We start from the raw sequence: 18,037 nt of genomic DNA, 5'->3' as shown, positions 1-18,037 counted from the left end.
CCGAGTTGGTGCAGGCGTTCTTCCGGGACCGCGATCTCCTCTACATCACCACTTAAGCATACCTACAGTCCAGTAACTTAGTTTCTGGTTAGTAACCCCCTCGTTATCGTTAGCCCCACCAGGCACTCGACATTTTGGAACGGTCTTTCTGGACGGCCGTATCGAGCCATTCCTGAATACCGTCCCGCGCCGTGCGGGCCCAAAGTCCGGGCGGCAGGTGTCGGCCATGCGGAGAACGGGGGTCCCGCATGCGAGGAGCCGGATCGTTTCGTCATTCCCGATATCTGAAGGGAGTCGACATGCAGCTCGACCGAGGGCCCGATTTCGTCACCACAGGAAAACGAGGACCGATGCCGCGCACCGCGAAGTGGGCAGGGAAGGTCCTCACCGCCGCCGTCGCCATCGTCGTCCTGTCGTTCGGCACGGCCGTCGGCGCCGGAGCGGGCACCGCGAGCAAGCCAGGACCCGGCGCCCCGCAATCGGCACAGACATCGGCACAGACCTCGGCCCTGTCATCGGCACAGTCATCGGCACAGGCGAAGTGGCTCGCCGGCCAGTCCTTCCGCCACGGCTTCGTCCCTGTCGACGGCAGCTTCCTGCACTACGTGCGCGGCGGGTCCGGGCCGCTGCTCGTGCTGCTGCACGGCTGGCCGCAGACCTGGTGGGAGTGGCACAAGGTCATGCCCGCCCTCGCCCGCACGCACACGGTGATCGCGTTCGACCTACCGGGGCTGGGCGACTCCACCGTGCCGCCCGGCGGATTCGACGCGGCGACCACCGCGCGCCGCATCCGCCAGGGCGTCCAGCGCCTCGGCTTCCAGAACCAGAAGGTGAAGATCCTCGCCCACGACGACGGCGCCCTGGTCGCCTACCCCTACGCCCGCGACTTCCCCTCCGAGGTGAGCCGGCTCGCCGTCCTGGAGCTCCCGCTCAACGGCTACGGCCTGGAGGACGCCTACAGGCTGAGCTGGCACTTCCTCTTCAACGCCGCGCCGAAGCCCCTCGCCGAGCGCATCATCAGCACCCAGGACGACGTCGAGACCTACCTGGGCAGCCTCTTCAACGGAGCCCAGCACCCCGACGCGATCGACCAGGCGGAGTACTTCCGCGCCTACTCCCGGCCGGCCACCCGCAGCGCCGCGTACGAGTACTACCGCGCGTTCGCCGCGAACGCCGCCGATAACCAGGCCAACGCCTCCAAGAAGCTGGCCATGCCGGTCCTGGCGATGGGCTCGCAGTACGTTTTCGGCCCCGTGGTGGCCGAGTCCTTCCGCCAGGTCGCCAACGACGTCCGCCAGGTCGTGGCCCCGGACGCCGGCCACTGGATCCCTGAAGAGAACCCCGCCTTCCTGATCAACTGCGCGAACCTCTTCTTCGGCCCCTCGACCGGAACCCCCTCCTCACCCGACCTCGCGGGCTGCGCCCCGTAGACCCTTCGCCGAAATCCACACGCGAAAGGCCCGACGCCGACCGCGACGGGCCTTTCCGCGAAACCCCGCACCGGGATCCTCCACTGCGGGCAGACCATCGCTCTCCAAGCCACCGGCTAGAGAAATTCCCGCCACAGCACGTCCACCCCGGTCTCCTGCGAGCAGTCGACGCCGGCCGGGGACACCGAGCCAGAACAGCTGGCTCAGAACAGCCAGTCGAGCAGGCCGCCGTTGCGGCTCTGCGTCGGGCTCGGAGCAGGCGGAGGCGCCTCCGTGGTCGGCGGCGGTGTCGGGGACGGCTTCGGGTTGTCCTCGGGCCGCGGGTTCTGGTGCCGCTCGGGGCGGCCGCTGGGCCTCGGCGCCGGCTCGGGCGACTGGGTGCGGGTACGCGTCGGTGTCGGCCGGGACGTGGGCTGGTGGGTCTTCCATGCCTCGGACGCCGTCGGCGCGGGTGCGGGCGTCCCGGTGGGCGGCGCCGTCGTCTCGTCAGGCCCCGCGCTGGGCTCGGGGGCCGGGTCGCCTCCGCTGGGGGCGGCCGTCGGGCCCTCGGTCAGCGCCGGGTCCTGCCGCCCTGCCGGGGCACAGTCACTGGAGGGAGAGCACGCCGCCTCCTGCTTGGACCCCACCGAGGACGACACGATCCAGCCGCCCGCGACCGCGAGCACGACGACCGCGACCATGGCGAGGACGAGTCGCTTGTTCTGGCCGCCCTTCTCCTCCTCCGCGTCGCTCTCGGAGGTCCACCCCAGGTCGATGTAACCCCGGTCCCCTTCTCGATCGGGGTCCCAGTTCTCGCCGTCCGTCGGCGGCGCATCGCCCCCGGCCCGCTCGTCGTCGTGCGACGCCTCACGCCCCTCAGGGCGGTAGAGATACTCGTAGACTTCGGGGATTTCCGAGTCCTCGGCCTCTTCGCGGTCCTCGGCACGCTCGCGGTCCCGGGGGGCGGGCTCCGGCGAGTCGTCGCTCTGGGCGTGATCGGGTTCGTGTCCGGGCGTCCAGCCGTCGGACAGCACGTCGCCGACCGGGCGCTCCGATTCGCTGTTCCGCTGGATGCCTGAGGGATCGACCTGCTTGGGAGGATCCTCGTCGCGGGAACTCGAGTGGCCGTCGCGGTCCATGCCGAACCTCTCTGCTCAGATTTCTGGCCGCACAACTTCTTAGCAGTTCCGACAGCGAGCTGTCGGGAAACTCCACATCTCCCCCGAAACCGCAATCTTCCCACTGGTCCCGCCTGTCACAGACCCATGCGTGATGGCGAAGCGACAACGATTGGGCTGCGAACCCGAGACTGCGCTGGGCCCCCGCCATGAGCGCGAAGCCTGCCGCGACCGACGAGGCACGCCCATCGTCCCGGCCTTTGAACTGGGAAAACTTTTGCTCCCGTCAGAGCGGGCCAGAGACCCCGGCAGCGCTACCCGCGACGGCGCAGCATCGTCACGGCAAGCCAGACGATGACGGGCAGGAGAACCAGCGGCACCGGTTGCCGCCGCACGCCCTCCTGAACCCGATTCTCGGCAAGGTTGCAGGTATTCGGCTCAAGTGGCTCCTCGGCCGCGAATAGCAACCAGGCCAATTCTTCGGCAGGACATCAATGAAAGCGAATTCCTGATCTTCAAAGGCCGGATTTCCGTACCCCTCAATACTCCTCAATACTCCTCAATAATCCTCAATCCGATGCGCTCCTCCATGCGCGGGGCAGCCCGCGACGCGGTGCGTCGCGGGCTGCCGTTGCCCGTCGGGGCTAGTCGCCGATGCGGCCAATCAGGACTCGCCCTCGCAATACTGCTTATCCCACCTTGCGGTTCTGTAGTCGTAGCAGTAATAGCAACCGTCGTCTCTCCACTTGCACAGGTTGGGGTTGGGCTGGGCGTGCCGGGCCGAAGCACAGACGCTCGGACTCGAGGCCTGCGCGGCGCCTGTGACGGTTCCGGCGACCACGAGCGTGGACGCCGCCAGCGCGATGGCGAAGAGCAAACGCTTGAGCATCAGAGATCACTCCCTGAGGTGAGGACCGGACCCGGATTGACGGGGATGACGAACGCCGGTTCCGAGTCTCGGGATACGCCGAAGCGGCGCGGAACATCATCCACACTAATCGCAACACCAGACGAAATCTCCCACCCAGACGCAAAACATTACTTCAGGCACATACCCCCATAAATACGATCATCCCCACCCACTGGAAAACGAGGCGTTGCACCGAGCCGGCCACTGCGAGCCCGCGCGCGTCCAATTCGTCCCGTCGACGCAAGCCGGGACGGCGCTTCCCCACCGATATCAATGTGACGCCATGGGGACGAAAAATGACAGGCAATAAAGTTCAGACACCGACGCCGGGCGACGGCCGGTCGCCTTGATGCCCGACTCAGATCAAACCCAGGGCCAGCATCGCATCGGCGACCCGCCGGAAGCCGCCGATGTTCGCGCCGGCCACGTAGTCGCCCGGCATGCCGTACTCGTCGGCGGTTTGCAGGCAACGGGCGTGGATGTCCTGCATGATCTCCCGCAGCCGTTGCTCGGAGAACTCGAACGTCCACGAATCACGGCTGGCGTTCTGCTGCATCTCCAGCGCGCTGGTCGCCACGCCGCCCGCGTTGGCCGCCTTGCCCGGTCCGAACGCGACGCCGGCCTCCAGGAACACCTTGATGCCCTCCGGCGTGGTCGGCATGTTGGCCCCTTCGCCGACCGCGATGCAGCCGTTGTCCACCATGAAGGCGGCGTCACGGCCGGTGATCTCGTTCTGCGTGGCGGACGGCATCGCCACCTCGCAGGGCACCTCCCACACGTTGCGACCCGGCACGAAGGTGACGTGCTCGCCGCGACGTTCCGCGTACGCCTGCAGCCTGCCGCGCTCGACCTGCTTGACCTGCTTGAGCAGATCCAGGTCGATGCCCTTCTCGTCGAGCACGTAGCCGGAGGAGTCGGAGCAGGCCACGACCACGCCGCCGAGCTGCTTGACCTTCTCGATGGTGTAGATCGCCACGTTGCCGGAGCCGGACACCACGACCCGCTTGCCGTCGAACGTCGTGCCCCGCGCCTTCAGCATCTCCTCGACGAAGAACGTGCACCCGTAACCGGTGGCCTCGGTGCGCACCTGGGCGCCGCCGTACACGAGTCCCTTGCCGGTGATCACCCCGGACTCGTAGCGGTTCGTGATGCGCTTGTACTGGCCGAACAGGTAGCCGACCTCCCGCCCGCCGACGCCGATGTCGCCGGCCGGCACGTCGGTGTACTCGCCGATGTGCCGGTACAGCTCGGTCATGAAGCTCTGGCTGAAGCTCATCACCTCGCGGTCAGAGCGGCCCTTCGGGTCGAAGTCCGATCCGCCCTTGCCGCCGCCGATCGGCAGGCCCGTCAGGCCGTTCTTGAAAATCTGCTCGAAGCCCAGGAACTTGACGATCCCGAGGTAGACCGACGGGTGAAAGCGCAGCCCGCCCTTGTACGGCCCCAGCGCGCTGTTGAACTCCACCCGGAAGCCGCGATTGATCTGCACCTCGCCTCGGTCGTCGACCCACGGCACCCGAAAGATGATCTGCCGCTCGGGCTCGCAGATACGCTCAATGATCTTCGACTCGGCGTACTCGGGATGCTTGCCAAGAACAGGGCCGATGCTCACCAGCACCTCACGCACCGCCTGGTGGAACTCGATTTCCCCAGGGTTCCGGCGAAGGACGTTGTCGTAGATCGACGACAGTTTCTCATGCAACACATAAGCTCCAAGGTCACTGATGCAAGCCTCCTCACTTTACGGGTCGCCCCGTTGTGAAAAGGATGTGCCCTCCCAATTTCTTCGGCGCGGTGCTGGAGACCTCCCGCAGCACTGGCCCGCGTTCCGCGTAATTCAGCGGGCTAGAGATGCGAATCTGGGCTTTGAGCTGGACTGACACGGCCGGCCCGCACGCCCGGCCGGGCGTGCGGCGTGGGCGCCGGTCCCGCCCGGCGACGGGAACGCGGGCCGCCCGCCGTACGCAGCGCCCGCCGCTCCAAACCTCACCCGCCGACCGAGGACGCGCCGCCGCCCAACCGCTCTAGTCACATTGCCTTGGCTCCCGCCAGGTCGACACCGGCCGCGCGCAGGCCAGTGACCAGACCGGTCTGCCGACCGGCACCGACAGCGCCGCCGCCGAGGACGAGAGCGCGAGTTGGTGAGCCATCACCCACTGGTGGAACCCGGCGTACCTTATCCCCATCGTCGAAGTGGTGCCGGGTGAGCAAACCGCGAAAGCGACCATAGGCAGGGTCAGCGAGTGGCTGCGCGGGGCCGGCAAGACCGTCGTCCCGGTGCGGCGAGACGTCCCCGGGTTCATTGGCAACAGAATGCAGTTCGCCCTCTGGCGCGAGGCGATGAGCATCGTCCAGGAAGGGATCTGTGACGCCGAGACGGTCGATCTCGTCGCGCGGAACACGATAGGGCTGCGCCTGGCCGCGATCGGCCCGCTGACCAACGCGGACTTCATCGGGCTCGACCTGACCAAGGCCATCATGGACTACCTACTGCCCAGCCTCTCGACCGAGCAGCAGGCCCCGGGCCTCGTCCGTGAACTGTGCGAGCAGGGCGAATTCGGCGCGAAGAGCGGACGCGGCATCTTCCCGTGGCCGGGCCGGACACGAGACGACGTCGAGGCCCGCCTGCTGGCGCACCTCCTTGAACAGGCCAGGCGGCCTACGACCGGATCATGAGCGGCGAGATCCGCACCTCTAGCCGACGCCGGGGGCGCTCCTAGGCGGCGAACAGTGCGGCCCGTGCCGCGTCCATCCTGGCGGCCGGGCGCCGGCGGTGATGGCCGTGGGCTGCCTGGCTTACTGCCGGCATCGGTCACGCAGACCTGTCCGCCGTCATCGGCATCCCTGACGCCGAGCGCGGCGAGGAGGTCTGCACCGTCGTGTCCGCGACCTCTGCCGGCGAGAAAACCAATACGGGCGTGGTTTCACGGCCCGTGGCGGTGTGGGTCGGGGGGTTCTGGTGGTCTTGCGGGCGTGCTCGCCAGATCCGAGGTCTGTGCAACGGGCTCGGATCTGGCGAGCGCATGCCAGACGATCTCCCAGGTGAGGAGATCAGTCAGCGATCCAGCTGCCGTGGAAGCCGAATGGCACGCGGGCGGGGAGACGTATCGTCGCGACCGGGTCGGCGAGGTCCTGGGCGTGCCGGATGACCACGTCGCAGCGTTCGGTGGTGGCGTCGTGGACGTAGGCCATGAGCCAGCCGTCGTCTTCCGCGGAACTTCCGGCAGAAGGGACGAAGACGGTCTCCATTGTCAGCATGCCGTGTCCGTAGTCGACGCGCTCGCTCGTTCCGCGCTTAACGTCGTACTTGAGCAGCCCGGTGAAGCCCCTCGGCACGTCGTCGGAGGTGACCGTGTATGAGTACCGGTAGTCCTGTCCGGTCACGCGGTCGTCGTACCGGGGGAATTCCTGCGCGTGGTCGTCAAGCAGCTGTTCGGTTACCTTGCCGGTGGCCGGATCGGCCGTCCACCGGTAGAGACGGGCCTCATCCTCGAACGCCGAGAGGCTGTTGGTGTAGTACATCGATTCGTAGCGCACCACGTCCATGACGACGGTGCCGTCCGCGGCGTCGTAGGAGTTGCCGGTGTGGAACACGAAAGGCGTGCCGGGCAGCTCGCACCAGACGACGTCTTCCGCGGTGCCCTCCCGCGGCAGCAAGCCGACGCGGCAGCCGTGGTCGGGAGTCCACCGGAGCGGCAGCGGGTCGCCGCTCATCGCGGCCTGCTGCGAGAACGTCACTGGCATATCGAGGATGACCGCGTATTTCGGGGTCAGGCACATGTCGTGCACCATTACGTGCCCCGGCAGCGGAACGTCAACGATGCGGCGCACCCGGCCCCCGGTCGTGACGACCTGGTATTGAACCTTTTCCTGCGAGGGCGTGTAGGTGATGGCGTGTGTCTCCCCGGTCAAGGGATCAACGCGCGGGTGCGCGGTGAACGCGTCGCCCATCGTCCCGCCGAAATCGGACCGTGCCTCCGTCATGAGGTCGTACGACAAAAGCATCGGAAGGCAGCCGGCCTCGGTGAGCGCGTAGGTGCCCTTGCCGATTTTCAGCACGTGCGTGTTGTTGGCGGCGTCGTACCCCCGCGTCGGCCCGGGCGGCGCCGGCTCGCCCAGCGCCATCTGCACGTCCGTGCCCCGGACAAAGCGATTGCGGTACCATTCGGCCTTGCCGTCCCGCAGGCGGACGCCGTGCAGCATCCCCGCTCCTGTGAGCCAGTTGTGGTTCACGGGATCGTCGACAGGGGCGATCGGATTAGGTCCTACGCGTATCAAACGACCCGACAGCTCAGCCGGGATTTTCCCGTCGACTGAGAGATCATACGCCGTGACTTCCTCGAGGACCGGCGCGTAGTTCCCCGAGAGGTAGAGGCTGCCGTCCCGCGAGAGGTAAAGGCTGTCGTCCCGTCTTGGCTCGGTGGCCTCTGCGTTGTCCAGCGTCATGGGAACTCCTTCGTACTGCTAGTCTCGCGATTTCGCGGGACGCTGTTCTGTTCCAGTGTGGTATCTGTAATGCCATACAGGTGTTCAAATCCTGGACGCCGGCAGTTCAGTGGCAAGCACCGCTGCGGTGCGCACTGCCGACGATTCAGGACCGGCGGCGTGCCTCGGGCATCGCCGGGCCATCTGCCCGGCGATGCCGGCAAGATGGCGGCCCCGGTCTAGCCGTAGGGCCAGAAGTAGGGCGACTCGGGGTCGCTGACTGGTACGACGTTAACCGAGATGCGTGAAGGTGTGCCGCCGCCATCGAGCACCGTCTGGTGTGCGACGGCGACGTCATCCGCTGTGCCGAATTCGGGCACGGCACGGGTGTTGAGGTTGCGGGAGTACTTCGGGAAGCTGCTGCTGGTCACGTGGACACGGATCTGGTGCCCGGGTAGGAACGTGTGCGCTACCGGGTCCATCTCGATCTCGAGCTCGACCGGCTCGTCCGGCGTCAGCCAGGAGTCGTTACGGCCGTCCCGGTACCGGCAGCGAACTATTCCCTCGGAAACGTTTGCCGCGAACCCGTCGGGCTCGACATCGACCAGCCGGACCAGGAAGTCGGTGTCCTCGGCGCTGCTGGAGACCCACAGGTTGACCTTGGGTGACCCGGCGACTCGGACGGCCTCTTCCAAGGCCGGGGAGGTGTAAAGAAGGATGTCGTCACGGCCTTCGATTCGGCGCTGGTCGTGTACGCCGTCGTTCGCCATGGATTTGTCGAATCGCGCGAGGCTCAGCCCGGCGCCGGTCAGCTCGATGGTCACGCCTCCGACGGTCTGGACCGGGTCGGACGGGTCGTAGGTGTAGGTGCGGCTGCCCGAGCCGACGGGACGGTCGAATGTGAGCGCGGCGCCACCTTCGGTGGAGTCCTCGCTGCTGAGGAACAGCTCGCGGGTGGCACCGGCCGGCGGCCACGCGGGGGTCGTGGTCCACTGATTCTCGCCGGACATGAAGTAATAGACCTTTGACGATCCGGGGGCCGACTGTTCGGGCACGCCCTTCAACCACCGGTCGAACCACGCCAGCGCGACCGCCTGCCATGCCTTGCCTCCCGGCGCGTGCTGGTGCTGGCGCACGCCGTACGGCAGCTGATATCCGCCGTAGTGACCCCAGGGACCGATGATGAGTTCGTGACCTAGGTCCGAGTTGGAGAGCGCCCTGATCATGCTCCCGGCGAACACATCGAAGACTCCGGTAAAGGCCTTCACCGGAACCTTGATGAGAGAGGGATCCTTGCCCGGCGTACCCTCGTCCTTCTTCCAGTAGGGGTCGGTTGGTTCTGCCGTGAAGGCGTTCCACAGGCCGGCGTCGAGCCGTTGGTCCTTCAGGAGCTCGAAGTCGGCGAATAGCGGAAGCGTCATCAGGTCCCGCTGAGTCATGGACATGAACTTGGCGTGCTTCGCGGCCAGTTCAGTCCTTTCGGCCTCATCGATGTCCAGGCGTTGCAGCTTGTGCGGCGCGATGACACCGGCGACGAAGTCCGGAAGGAAGTACAGCTCAGAGGGCACGCCGCCACGCTTGGTCCAGCTCTCCAGGTCCGCCCCACCGACGGCGATCCACGCCGTGACCAGCGACGGAGCACCTGACGCAACGGCTTGGAATGCCGTCATTCCAAGGGCGGAGTTCCCGAGGACGCCGACCTTGCCGTTCGACCAGTCCTGCTTCGCGGCCCACTCGATCGAGTCGTAGCCGTCCTCCCGCTCCTGGTAGAAGTACTCCCAGTCGCCCTCGGAGCTGAAACAGCCGCGACAGTCCTGGATGACGAAGACGTAGCCGGAACGTGCGTACGCCAGCGGGCCCGCGTCATAGTAGTCGGAGGTGACGCCAAGGCCCATGAGCGGCTGGCCGGTCTTGCCGTAGATCGTTCGGGAAAGAATGACAGGGCGCCGCTCACCGTCGTCGGGTCGGTACACGTCGGCGTAGGTCCGAGTTCCGTCGCGGAGCACGATTTCGACGTCGTGCTCGATGATTATGTTGCTCAGTGTCATTGCTTGCTCACCTTTGTTGGGCCCAGCGTCTGCTGGGCGAGCTGGTACTCGCCGCCGCACGCTTCGGCTACTGCGGGGCCGAACAGGGCGGCCGGCGTGTAGGCGCCGGGTCGGCCCTCGCCTGCCGTCAGGCCATCAGCTCCGCTCTCCGAGTGACGACATTGTGTGTCGTCACATTACAGGATGACGGCATGGTGTGTCATCACTTCATGCCACGCGATGCCGTCACCTACCATGGCCGCATGAGCAGATGGCAGCCTGACGCGCGCGAGCGGCTGGAGCGCGCCGCCCTCGAGCTGTTCGCCGAGCAGGGGTTCGCGGCGACCACGGTGCCGCAGATAGCCGGGCGGGCCGGCCTGACCACCCGCACCTTCTTCCGGCACTTCGCGGACAAGCGCGAGGTGCTGTTCGGCAGCGACGAGATGTTCCTGCAGGCCGCCGTGCTCATCGCCGAGGCGCCGCCCGACGCCGACCCGGCGGCGCTGATCACCGGCGCCCTGACCGCCTTCGCCGCGACGCACCTGGAGGGAAGGCGGGCCGAGATCCGCCGGCGGCAGGAGATCATCCGGTCCGACGAGGGCCTGCGCGAGCGGAACCTGCGCAAGCGCGACGCCGTCAGCGACGCCGTCCGGGACGCCCTGACCAGGCGCGGGCTCCCGGCCGTCACCGCCGGCATGCTCGCCGGGACCAGCGCAACCCTGTTCTCCGTCGCACTGCAGGAATGGCTCGACTCCGACGACGACCGCACGCTGGCCGGCATCATGCTGGACGGGATGCAGGCGCTGCGCACCGCGCTCGGCTCTGTTCCCGCTCCGGCCCCGGCTGCTACGCAGCGGCCGTAACTCCGTCACGCCGTGGTAGAAGGGCCGGTGCGCTCTGTCGGCGGCTCAGGATCGGCGCGGCGACAGTTCGGACAGCAAGGGGAAGTCCTCCCATCGCCACTCGCCGGTCGGCCGCCCGCCGTCTTCTCGATCTCCCGGATCACGGTGGCGCAGGTCGACGCGGCGGATCTTTCCGGAGATGGTCTTCGGAAGGTCGAGGAACTCCAGCCGTCGTACCCGCAGGTAGCCGGGAAGACGGCCCGCGGCGAACTTGAGGATGCTCTCGGCTAGCTCGGCCGACGGCTCCTGGCCGGGCGCCAGGGCAATGTACGCCTTCGGGACGGTGAGCCGGATGGGGTCCGGCGCGGGCACGACTGCCGCCTCGGCCACCGCCGGGTGCTCGATGAGGACCGACTCGAGCTCGAACGGGCTGACCTTGTAGTCCGAGGACTTGAAGACATCGTCAGTGCGCCCGATGAAGGTGATGTAGCCGTCCGCGTCGCGGCTCGCGAGGTCCCCGGTGTGGAAGAAGCCGCCCTGCTTGGCCTCCGCGTCCATGGCCGGGTCGTCGTAACGCGTCATGAGCGGCAGCGGCTTGCCGTGTCGCAGGTCGAGGCAGAGTTCGCCCTCGTCGTCTCGCACTTCGCCGCTCACCGGGTCGACCAGCACGACGGGAACTCCTGGCAGCGGCCGGCCCATGGATCCTGCCTTCACCGGCTGGCCGGGCGTGTTGGCGACCACGGCGGTCATCTCGGTCTGCCCGAAGCCGTCCCGGATCGTCAGGCCCCAGGCATCCTGGATCCGGGCGACGACCTCGGGATTGAGCGGCTCGCCGGCGGCGACGAGCTCCCGCAGCCGGCCGGGCCCGCCCGGGAGATCGGTCGTGATGAGCATGCGCCAGACCGTCGGAGGGGCGCAAAATGTCGTGATCCGCTGCTCATGGAGCCGGGACAGGAGCACCTTGGGATCAAAGCGCGCGTAGTCGAGCACGACGATCGTGGCCTCGGCCAGCCACGGCGCGAAGAAACTCGACCAGGCATGCTTGGCCCATCCCGGCGAGGAAACGTTGAGATGAACGTCGCCGGGCCGCAGTCCGATCCAGTACATCGTGAGCAGGTGCCCGACGGGGTAGGAGACCTGGGTGTGCGCCACCATCTTGGGCCGGCTGGTAGTGCCCGAGGTGAAGTAGAGCAGCAGCCGGTCCTCCGGCCCAGTGCCCGGATGCCCGATCGGAGCGTCCCCGGCGGGGCGGTCGCGCCGGAACGGGACCCAGCCCGCGACCGGCTCACCGACCACGATCCGCGTGAAGTCGCCGGGAAGGCCGGCGAACTTGGCGGCGTCGGCGGTGCCGCAGATCACCGCGCGGACCTCGCCGCGCTGAATCCGGTCGACCAGGTCGGCGGGCCCGACGGCGGTCGTGGCCGGCATCACCACCGCGCCGAGCCGGATCACGCCGAGCATCGACTCCCACAGTTCGACCTGGTTGCCGAGCATCACCAGCACCGTGTCGCCCGGGCCGATCCCGAGAGAACGCAGATGGCTGGTGACTCCCAGCGAGCGCTCACGGAGCTCGGCGAAGCTGTAGGACTCGCTGCCGCCATCCTCGTGCACGACCACGAGCGCAGGCGAGTGATTGCCGTCCGCGATCGAGTCGAACCAGTCGAACGCCCAGTTGAACTGGCCCTCGATCTGCGGCCAGGCGAAATCCCTGGTGGCTACGGCCCAGTTATCGGCCCGGGCGAGCAGGCCGTCCCTGGCCGCTCGGAGGGCCTCGGTGTTGGTGGGCATCGCGCTCCCTTCAAAGGTCGTCGGCGGACTGGATCTACAGGAGGATGTTCACGGCCTTGACCTGGGTGAACTCCTCGATGGCGGCCGCCCCCAGTTCCCGGCCCCACCCCGACTGCTTGTAGCCGCCGAAAGGGATCGCGCAGTCGAAGGCGTTGTGGCAGTTGATCCAGACGGTGCCGGCCTTGATCTCAGCCGCCGTGCGGTGTGCCTTGGAGATGTCGCGGGTCCATACGCTGGCAGCCAGGCCGTAGGGAGTGTCGTTCGCGGCCGCTCGCACCCCGTCCTTCGCGCTGAAGGGTGAAGCGACCACCACCGGGCCGAAGATCTCCTCGCGGTAGACGCTGAAGGAGGAGTCGACGTCTACCAGGACGGTCGGCTCCACGAAGAAGCCGCGATCGCCGTGACGGTGCCCGCCAGTGAGCGCCCGCGCGCCGTCTCGCAGGCCCTGGCTGATGTATCCGGTGACGCGTTCGAACTGCTCGGCTGAGACCAGCGGGCCCATCTCGGTTGCCGGGTCGAGGCCGGGACCGAGCCTGGTGGACCTGGCCACCTCCGCGACGCCTTGGGTGAACTCATCGAAGATGCGGTCCTCGACCAGGATCCGGGTTCCCGCCGTGCACGTCTGACCCTGGTTGAACAGGAAGCCCGAAGCCGTCCCGGGAATGGCGGCCTCCAGATCGGCGTCGGCGTAGACGACCTGCGGGCTCTTGCCACCAAGCTCGAGGGTCACCTTCTTGAGGTTGCCCTTCGCCGCGTCAACGATCAGCTTGCCGACCTCCGTCGATCCGGTGAACGCGACCTTGTCGACGTCATCGTGGGCGGCGATCGCCGCGCCCGCATCGCCGTACCCGGTGACGACGTTGAAGACACCGTCGGGCAGGCCGGCCTCGGCGAGAACCTCGGCGAGCAGGAGCGCCGTCAACGGGGTCTGCTCAGCAGGCTTGAAGACGACCGTGTTTCCCGTGGCCAGAGCCACAGGCACCTTGAACCCGGCCATCACCAGCGGGAAGTTCCACGGCACGATGGCCCCGACCACGCCGACCGGCTCGCGCAGGGTGTAGGCATGGAAGTTCGCTCCCGGCGCCCACGGGACCGACGGGGTCACGGTGCTGCCCTCGATCTTGGTCGCCCACCCGGCGTAATAGAGGAACAGCTCCGCCGTCCAGGTGACGTCGACCGCCTGGGCCACCCCCACCGGCTTGCCGTTGTCGAGAGACTCAAGCTGGGCGAATTCCTCGGCCCGCTCGTAAAGCTTCTCCCCGACCCGGAACAGCAGCCGCTGACGCTGCGCGGGCGTCCACCGGCTCCACTCCCCCTCAAACGCGCCGCGGGCCGCGGCAACCGCGCGATCGACATCGGCAGCGCGCCCCCGGGCGACCGTCGTCAGCACCTCACCCGTCGCGGGGTCAAGGGTGTCGAATTCCTCGCCGCCGACCGCGTCCGTCCACTGCCCCCCGATGAAGAGGCGGCGCGGGCGGCTGATGAAGTCCCGCACTCGCGGCAGGAGGGTCACGTCGGGCGGGGTGATGAGGTCGGTCATGGCGACTCCTCCAGATCGGGCGGCGCCTCACGCACCGCGTGAAGGGAGTCTGATCACCGGTCTCGCCGCGCGATGTTCAGTTGCTGGACGTTCTGCGCACGGCGTTCAGCTTCTGGACACAGCGCCGCAAGAAGGTTGTCATCACCACAGCGCCCCAAATACTATGCGGCAAAGGTCACACCGTCGTGATCTCCGTGAGACCCTTTTCCGCGTAGGGGGCGTCATGAGTAGCGCGGCTCGTTCCCCCAGGCAGGCCATCAAGGCGTCCTGGTACCGCTCCGAACTCGCGGGGCTCGATCCCTCACACGCGCTTGAGACGCTCGCGCCTGACGGAGTGGCGGCCCCGAGCCTCCTGCTGGAAGCCTCCGAGCCCGTGCTCCACGAACTCGGAGCGACCCTCCGGGACACCGGGTACGCCACGCTGCTCGTCGATCGCGAGTGCCGGCTGGTGCACCGCACCTGCGGCCGGAAGGCAACGGCCACCGCCTTCGACGGCGTCGGCGTCGACTTGGGCGCCAGCCTGCTCGAAGCCCACATCGGCACCAACGCGCCCGGAACCGCGCTGGAGACCCACCAGCCTGTGGTCATTAACGGTGCGGAGCACTTCGCCGAAGGGCTAAAAGAGTTCAGCTGCTTCGGGTACCCCATCCGTCATCCCCTGACCCGGCGCGTCGAGGGAGTGCTGGACATCTCCTCCCTATCCAGCGACGCGAACCCCCTGTTGCGCCCCGTGGTCGAACACGCCGTCCGGGACATCGAGCGCCGGCTTCACGAACGCAGTCATGCGACGGACGCGCGGCTCATGGCGGCCTACCAGGAGGCGGCGCTACGCACCAGGTCGGCACTGGTCGCCTTCGGCGACGACATGACCGTCTCCAACCGGGCCGCAGAGGATCTTCTCACCTCCGCCGACATCACACACCTGCGCCTCCTGGCGGAGGAACTGCCGCGTTCGACCAGCGCGCCGATCGAACTGCGACTGGCGTCCGGACAACCAGTCCGGGTGCACGCCACGCTGCTCGGCACCCGGCGCCCGGGGGCTCTGCTCAAAGTCGAGCCGCGAGACGAGCGACGGGTGATCTCGCAGCCGGCCTCGGAAGCACCGGACCACGCGCGCGACAGGACCACCCTCCTGGTCACCGGCGCGCCGGGCTCGGGCCGTACCACCCGGGCCCGTAACCTCGCCACGGGCGCCCCCGTCACCGTCCTCAACGCCGCTGAGGCACTCCTCGACGGAGACCAAGACTGGGGCCGCCGGTTTCAGCAGCGCATGTCCTCGCCCGCCGGCACCGTGATCCTGGATGGGATCGAACTGCTCTCAGACGTCCTGGTGGATGTCATCACCCAGCAGATCGAAGGGAAGACCGGCCCCCAGATCGTGATGGTCGCCGGGCCACGGGACCTGCTGCCGGATCGCACGGCGGCCCTGGCCGCGCTCGCGACTCGCTACGAGGAGACGCTGCCTCTGCTCGCCCGCCGCGACGAAATCCTGGGATTCGCGCGCCAGATGCTCGATGAGATCGCACCAGGTATGTTCCTGACCCCCGCCGCGGAAAAAGCGCTAGCCAGTCACAACTGGCCGGGGAACCTCCGCGAACTGCGGGCGGCGCTGGCCTTCGCCGTCAGACAGCGGCGCGTGGGCGCGATCTCCGTGCAGCAACTACCCCCCGGCGTCACGTCCGAACCAGCCACGCCACCCTCCCGACGCCCGCTGGACCAGGCCGAGCGCCACATCATCCTCCACACCTTGCGCACCTTCGACGGCAACAAGGCACGAACCGCCAAGGAACTCGGCATCTCACGCACCACCCTCTACGCGAAGATGCGCGCCCACCGGATCAGCCAGTTCTGAGGCACTCCGGCTTCTCCAAGCCCGTCCGTGGCCGTCCGTACAAAACCGACGGCCCCTCACACCGCTCCCAGGCCCCGATTCCCGTCCGCCATGCGTCCGTGGACATGGCAATATGACGGTCCACAGCACTACAAGGTGACGCACGCTGGGACAGAGAAGAAACGGCCCGCTAGCGCGAGAATTCGCAGCTAACGGGCCGTCTTACCAGATGCTGGCAGGTCCAGGGATCGAACCTGGGTAGGCTGAGCCGACGGTTTTACAGAGCCCTGCCCAGCGAGCCGCCATATGCCGCTTAACCTGCTAGAACGTTCCGCGCGGGATCCCGTAAGGGACCGTGGCGACGCGCATGCGACGTAGCGCTAACGCAGTCACGGGTGTGGGAGACTCTCTGACGCCGTGCTGCGACCTCCTGAGCTTGCCCGAGAAGATCTAGCGCGAGGTGGCCCAAACCGCCAATCCTCTAGAGATGTTGCGGGAACCCCTGCGCATAGAGGACGGCACCATCTATGGAATGATGACTCTCTGTGATTCTTGTCCAGGCTTACGCATGACGATTTCGAACCCCTCAGCCACGGACTCTTCTATGAAAAGACTGATCAGCAGCGCACGGTTAATGGCCTCGGTATCACTCAGCCCATTCTGCCTCTTCAGAGTTTCCAACGCATGTGCCGCACGCTCTCCGATGACAACGTTCAACCGTTGGTGCTGAACTTCACGCGCAGAGGAGGGTCTCTCTGTCGTCACAATCGACGCATCTCTTGATTCCATCCACATCTCGCGAATACGGGCCAATTCCTCGGCGGGGCTCCGCTCTGGCCCCGCAAACTGGCCGATAGTCACGAGAGAGGTCACCAGTCGTTCAACAGTCTCCCATTTTGGCAGATAGGCGCGACCGCCGGATAGCACATCGTGAATTGTTGATTTCGGAACCCCTGCATGCATGCTTAGCTTTTGAAGAGACGGCCTTGCTGCGCGATTATACAGCTCCTGTAAGGCATCTTGGACATTAGACGAAGAATTATTTTCGTGAGACCTATCATGGCCCGCAGATTCTCGCTGCCATATTCCGTAGATCCGTTCCAACTCCCTACGATCTACAGAAAGTCCGTGATCATCCCCGATTTCCAGGAGAGCCCCGACCAGAGAATGGACCACCTCCCACCTTGACCGCACAGGTCGAGAACGGTTCAGGACGGCATGAACCGTCGTTTTGGACATGTCTGCAACCCTAGCGATTACGCCCAGTGACGGCATGCCCACCCGGAGACGCAAGTCCTGCAAGGCGCTAGTCAACTCCGATACTTGAGCAGTCTGCCCCTTCTGAAGTGCTGCTTCCACGCGGATGCCACGTTCCTCTTGTGCGGGTACATGTCAGCGTTCTAGAGTGTCCGGCGTTCCGTCCGGAACGATGTCCGGAACGATGACTACCGGACGCTCGCGTACTCATGGTACGCCCTAAGAGGTGGGGTCATGTATATCAACGTCTGGTGGATCATCATGGTCGTTGGCGTAGGAGGGGTTGTCTGGCTGGCCTTCCGCGACGATCGATGGTCTAGGGCGATCCCGGTCGGCATCGCCTTTGCGGCTCTCGTGCTTGGATTGATGGTGGCGCAAAGCCGTGTTTGGATCTTCGGCGAGGGGCAGGCTTGTCCGAGCGGCACAGCTTCAGAGTCCATCTCCCCTAGCCTCGACGACAAGAAGGTCAACTGCTGATCCGATAGATCTTCAATGCGAGTGTTCCGTGACTGTTCCGCAGATGACTAGGAAGCATTTGAGAACCGCCGAAATTCTTAGCTATCCTTGCTAAAGGGCGGCAGCCAAACGCGCAGTCGGATTATTCCGCAACGTCAAAGAGGCCCAAGAGGAGATCTCAGGCCTCTTTGATTGGTCGGCGACAGGCTCAGGCCTTCAAATAGTGGAAGGTTGGTTTCGGATGCATTAGAAAATCGTGATGGGAGATGTTCCAGGCATAGGCTCCTCCGGTCTCCAGCGCCACCGGGACATGTCGCGCCATAGTGTCCTTTGGCGTGCAGAGCTGACCCAGATCTTTCACGATCATGATCAAGCTTTCCTGAGGTCGTGTTGATCATGGTGTTGGGTGCAGAGTTCCGGGTTCGGGCATGCCGAAA

General features: G+C 66.4%; 14 protein-coding genes and 1 tRNA gene. 5 read left to right on the top strand and 10 right to left on the bottom strand.

The window, feature by feature from the left end; all coding sequences use genetic code 11:
* The first annotated feature begins 299 nt into the window (after positions 1-299).
* Complete coding sequence (locus AB0M95_RS39415; RefSeq protein ID WP_363776389.1) at positions 300-1,430, top strand: alpha/beta hydrolase; 1,131 nt, start codon at positions 300-302, stop codon at positions 1,428-1,430.
* Between the two features lie 203 nt (positions 1,431-1,633).
* On the opposite strand, the gene AB0M95_RS39410 is transcribed toward AB0M95_RS39415, so the two are convergent.
* The 3 genes from AB0M95_RS39410 to gdhA all read right to left on the bottom strand — a co-directional run bounded on the left by AB0M95_RS39410 (position 1,634) and on the right by gdhA (position 5,139).
* Positions 1,634-2,548: a hypothetical protein gene (locus AB0M95_RS39410; protein ID WP_363776386.1), complete on the bottom strand. Its 915-nt coding sequence runs from the start codon at positions 2,546-2,548 to the stop codon at positions 1,634-1,636.
* Positions 2,549-3,191: 643 nt separating this feature from the next.
* Positions 3,192-3,416, bottom strand: coding sequence for a hypothetical protein (locus AB0M95_RS39405; protein WP_363776383.1), 225 nt, complete (start codon positions 3,414-3,416; stop codon positions 3,192-3,194).
* A gap of 379 nt (positions 3,417-3,795) precedes the next feature.
* A complete protein-coding gene (gene gdhA / locus AB0M95_RS39400) occupies positions 3,796-5,139 on the bottom strand; it encodes an NADP-specific glutamate dehydrogenase (protein ID WP_363776380.1) in 1,344 nt (447 codons plus the stop codon).
* A 443-nt stretch (positions 5,140-5,582) separates the two neighbouring features.
* On the opposite strand from gdhA, the gene AB0M95_RS39395 reads away from it, so the two are divergent.
* Positions 5,583-6,110 carry a 3-hydroxyacyl-CoA dehydrogenase family protein gene (locus AB0M95_RS39395; protein WP_363776392.1) on the top strand — a complete coding sequence of 176 codons (528 nt, stop codon included), beginning with the start codon at positions 5,583-5,585 and terminating at the stop codon, positions 6,108-6,110.
* A gap of 375 nt (positions 6,111-6,485) precedes the next feature.
* On the opposite strand, the gene AB0M95_RS39390 is transcribed toward AB0M95_RS39395, so the two are convergent.
* Positions 6,486-7,880, bottom strand: coding sequence for a carotenoid oxygenase family protein (locus AB0M95_RS39390; protein ID WP_363776377.1), 1,395 nt, complete (start codon positions 7,878-7,880; stop codon positions 6,486-6,488).
* Positions 7,881-8,098: 218 nt separating this feature from the next.
* The gene (locus AB0M95_RS39385) at positions 8,099-9,907 is read right to left on the bottom strand and encodes a CocE/NonD family hydrolase (RefSeq protein ID WP_363776374.1); all 1,809 of its coding nucleotides are present in this window, start codon (positions 9,905-9,907) and stop codon (positions 8,099-8,101) included.
* Positions 9,908-10,149: 242 nt separating this feature from the next.
* On the opposite strand from AB0M95_RS39385, the gene AB0M95_RS39380 reads away from it, so the two are divergent.
* Positions 10,150-10,749 (top strand): helix-turn-helix domain-containing protein, encoded by a 600-nt coding sequence (locus tag AB0M95_RS39380; RefSeq protein WP_363776371.1) that lies wholly within the window; start codon positions 10,150-10,152, stop codon positions 10,747-10,749.
* A gap of 45 nt (positions 10,750-10,794) precedes the next feature.
* On the opposite strand, the gene AB0M95_RS39375 is transcribed toward AB0M95_RS39380, so the two are convergent.
* Positions 10,795-12,516 (bottom strand): AMP-binding protein, encoded by a 1,722-nt coding sequence (locus AB0M95_RS39375; RefSeq protein ID WP_363776368.1) that lies wholly within the window; start codon positions 12,514-12,516, stop codon positions 10,795-10,797.
* 34 nt (positions 12,517-12,550) lie between these two features.
* Positions 12,551-14,056, bottom strand: a complete 1,506-nt coding sequence (locus AB0M95_RS39370; protein WP_363776365.1) for an aldehyde dehydrogenase family protein — start codon at positions 14,054-14,056, stop codon at positions 12,551-12,553.
* A 223-nt stretch (positions 14,057-14,279) separates the two neighbouring features.
* On the opposite strand from AB0M95_RS39370, the gene AB0M95_RS39365 reads away from it, so the two are divergent.
* Positions 14,280-15,908 carry a helix-turn-helix domain-containing protein gene (locus AB0M95_RS39365; RefSeq protein ID WP_363776362.1) on the top strand — a complete coding sequence of 543 codons (1,629 nt, stop codon included), beginning with the start codon at positions 14,280-14,282 and terminating at the stop codon, positions 15,906-15,908.
* A gap of 212 nt (positions 15,909-16,120) precedes the next feature.
* On the opposite strand, the gene AB0M95_RS39360 is transcribed toward AB0M95_RS39365, so the two are convergent.
* Together AB0M95_RS39360 and AB0M95_RS39355 are read right to left on the bottom strand one after the other, a co-directional pair.
* Positions 16,121-16,209 (bottom strand) — tRNA-OTHER (locus AB0M95_RS39360).
* 203 nt (positions 16,210-16,412) lie between these two features.
* Positions 16,413-16,850, bottom strand: a complete 438-nt coding sequence (locus AB0M95_RS39355; RefSeq protein ID WP_363776359.1) for a hypothetical protein — start codon at positions 16,848-16,850, stop codon at positions 16,413-16,415.
* A 528-nt stretch (positions 16,851-17,378) separates the two neighbouring features.
* Here AB0M95_RS39355 and AB0M95_RS39350 point away from each other — a divergent pair.
* Positions 17,379-17,621 (top strand): hypothetical protein, encoded by a 243-nt coding sequence (locus AB0M95_RS39350; protein ID WP_363776356.1) that lies wholly within the window; start codon positions 17,379-17,381, stop codon positions 17,619-17,621.
* A gap of 187 nt (positions 17,622-17,808) precedes the next feature.
* Here the strand turns inward: AB0M95_RS39350 and AB0M95_RS39345 are convergent, their stop codons facing one another.
* Positions 17,809-17,967, bottom strand: coding sequence for a hypothetical protein (locus AB0M95_RS39345; RefSeq protein ID WP_363776353.1), 159 nt, complete (start codon positions 17,965-17,967; stop codon positions 17,809-17,811).
* Between the last annotated feature and the right edge of the window lie 70 nt (positions 17,968-18,037).

It is taken from the genome of Sphaerisporangium sp. NPDC051017, from assembly GCF_040683095.1.
Taxonomy (GTDB): Bacteria; Actinomycetota; Actinomycetes; order Streptosporangiales; family Streptosporangiaceae; genus Sphaerisporangium.
This window is presented reverse-complemented; position numbering and strand designations above follow the sequence as displayed.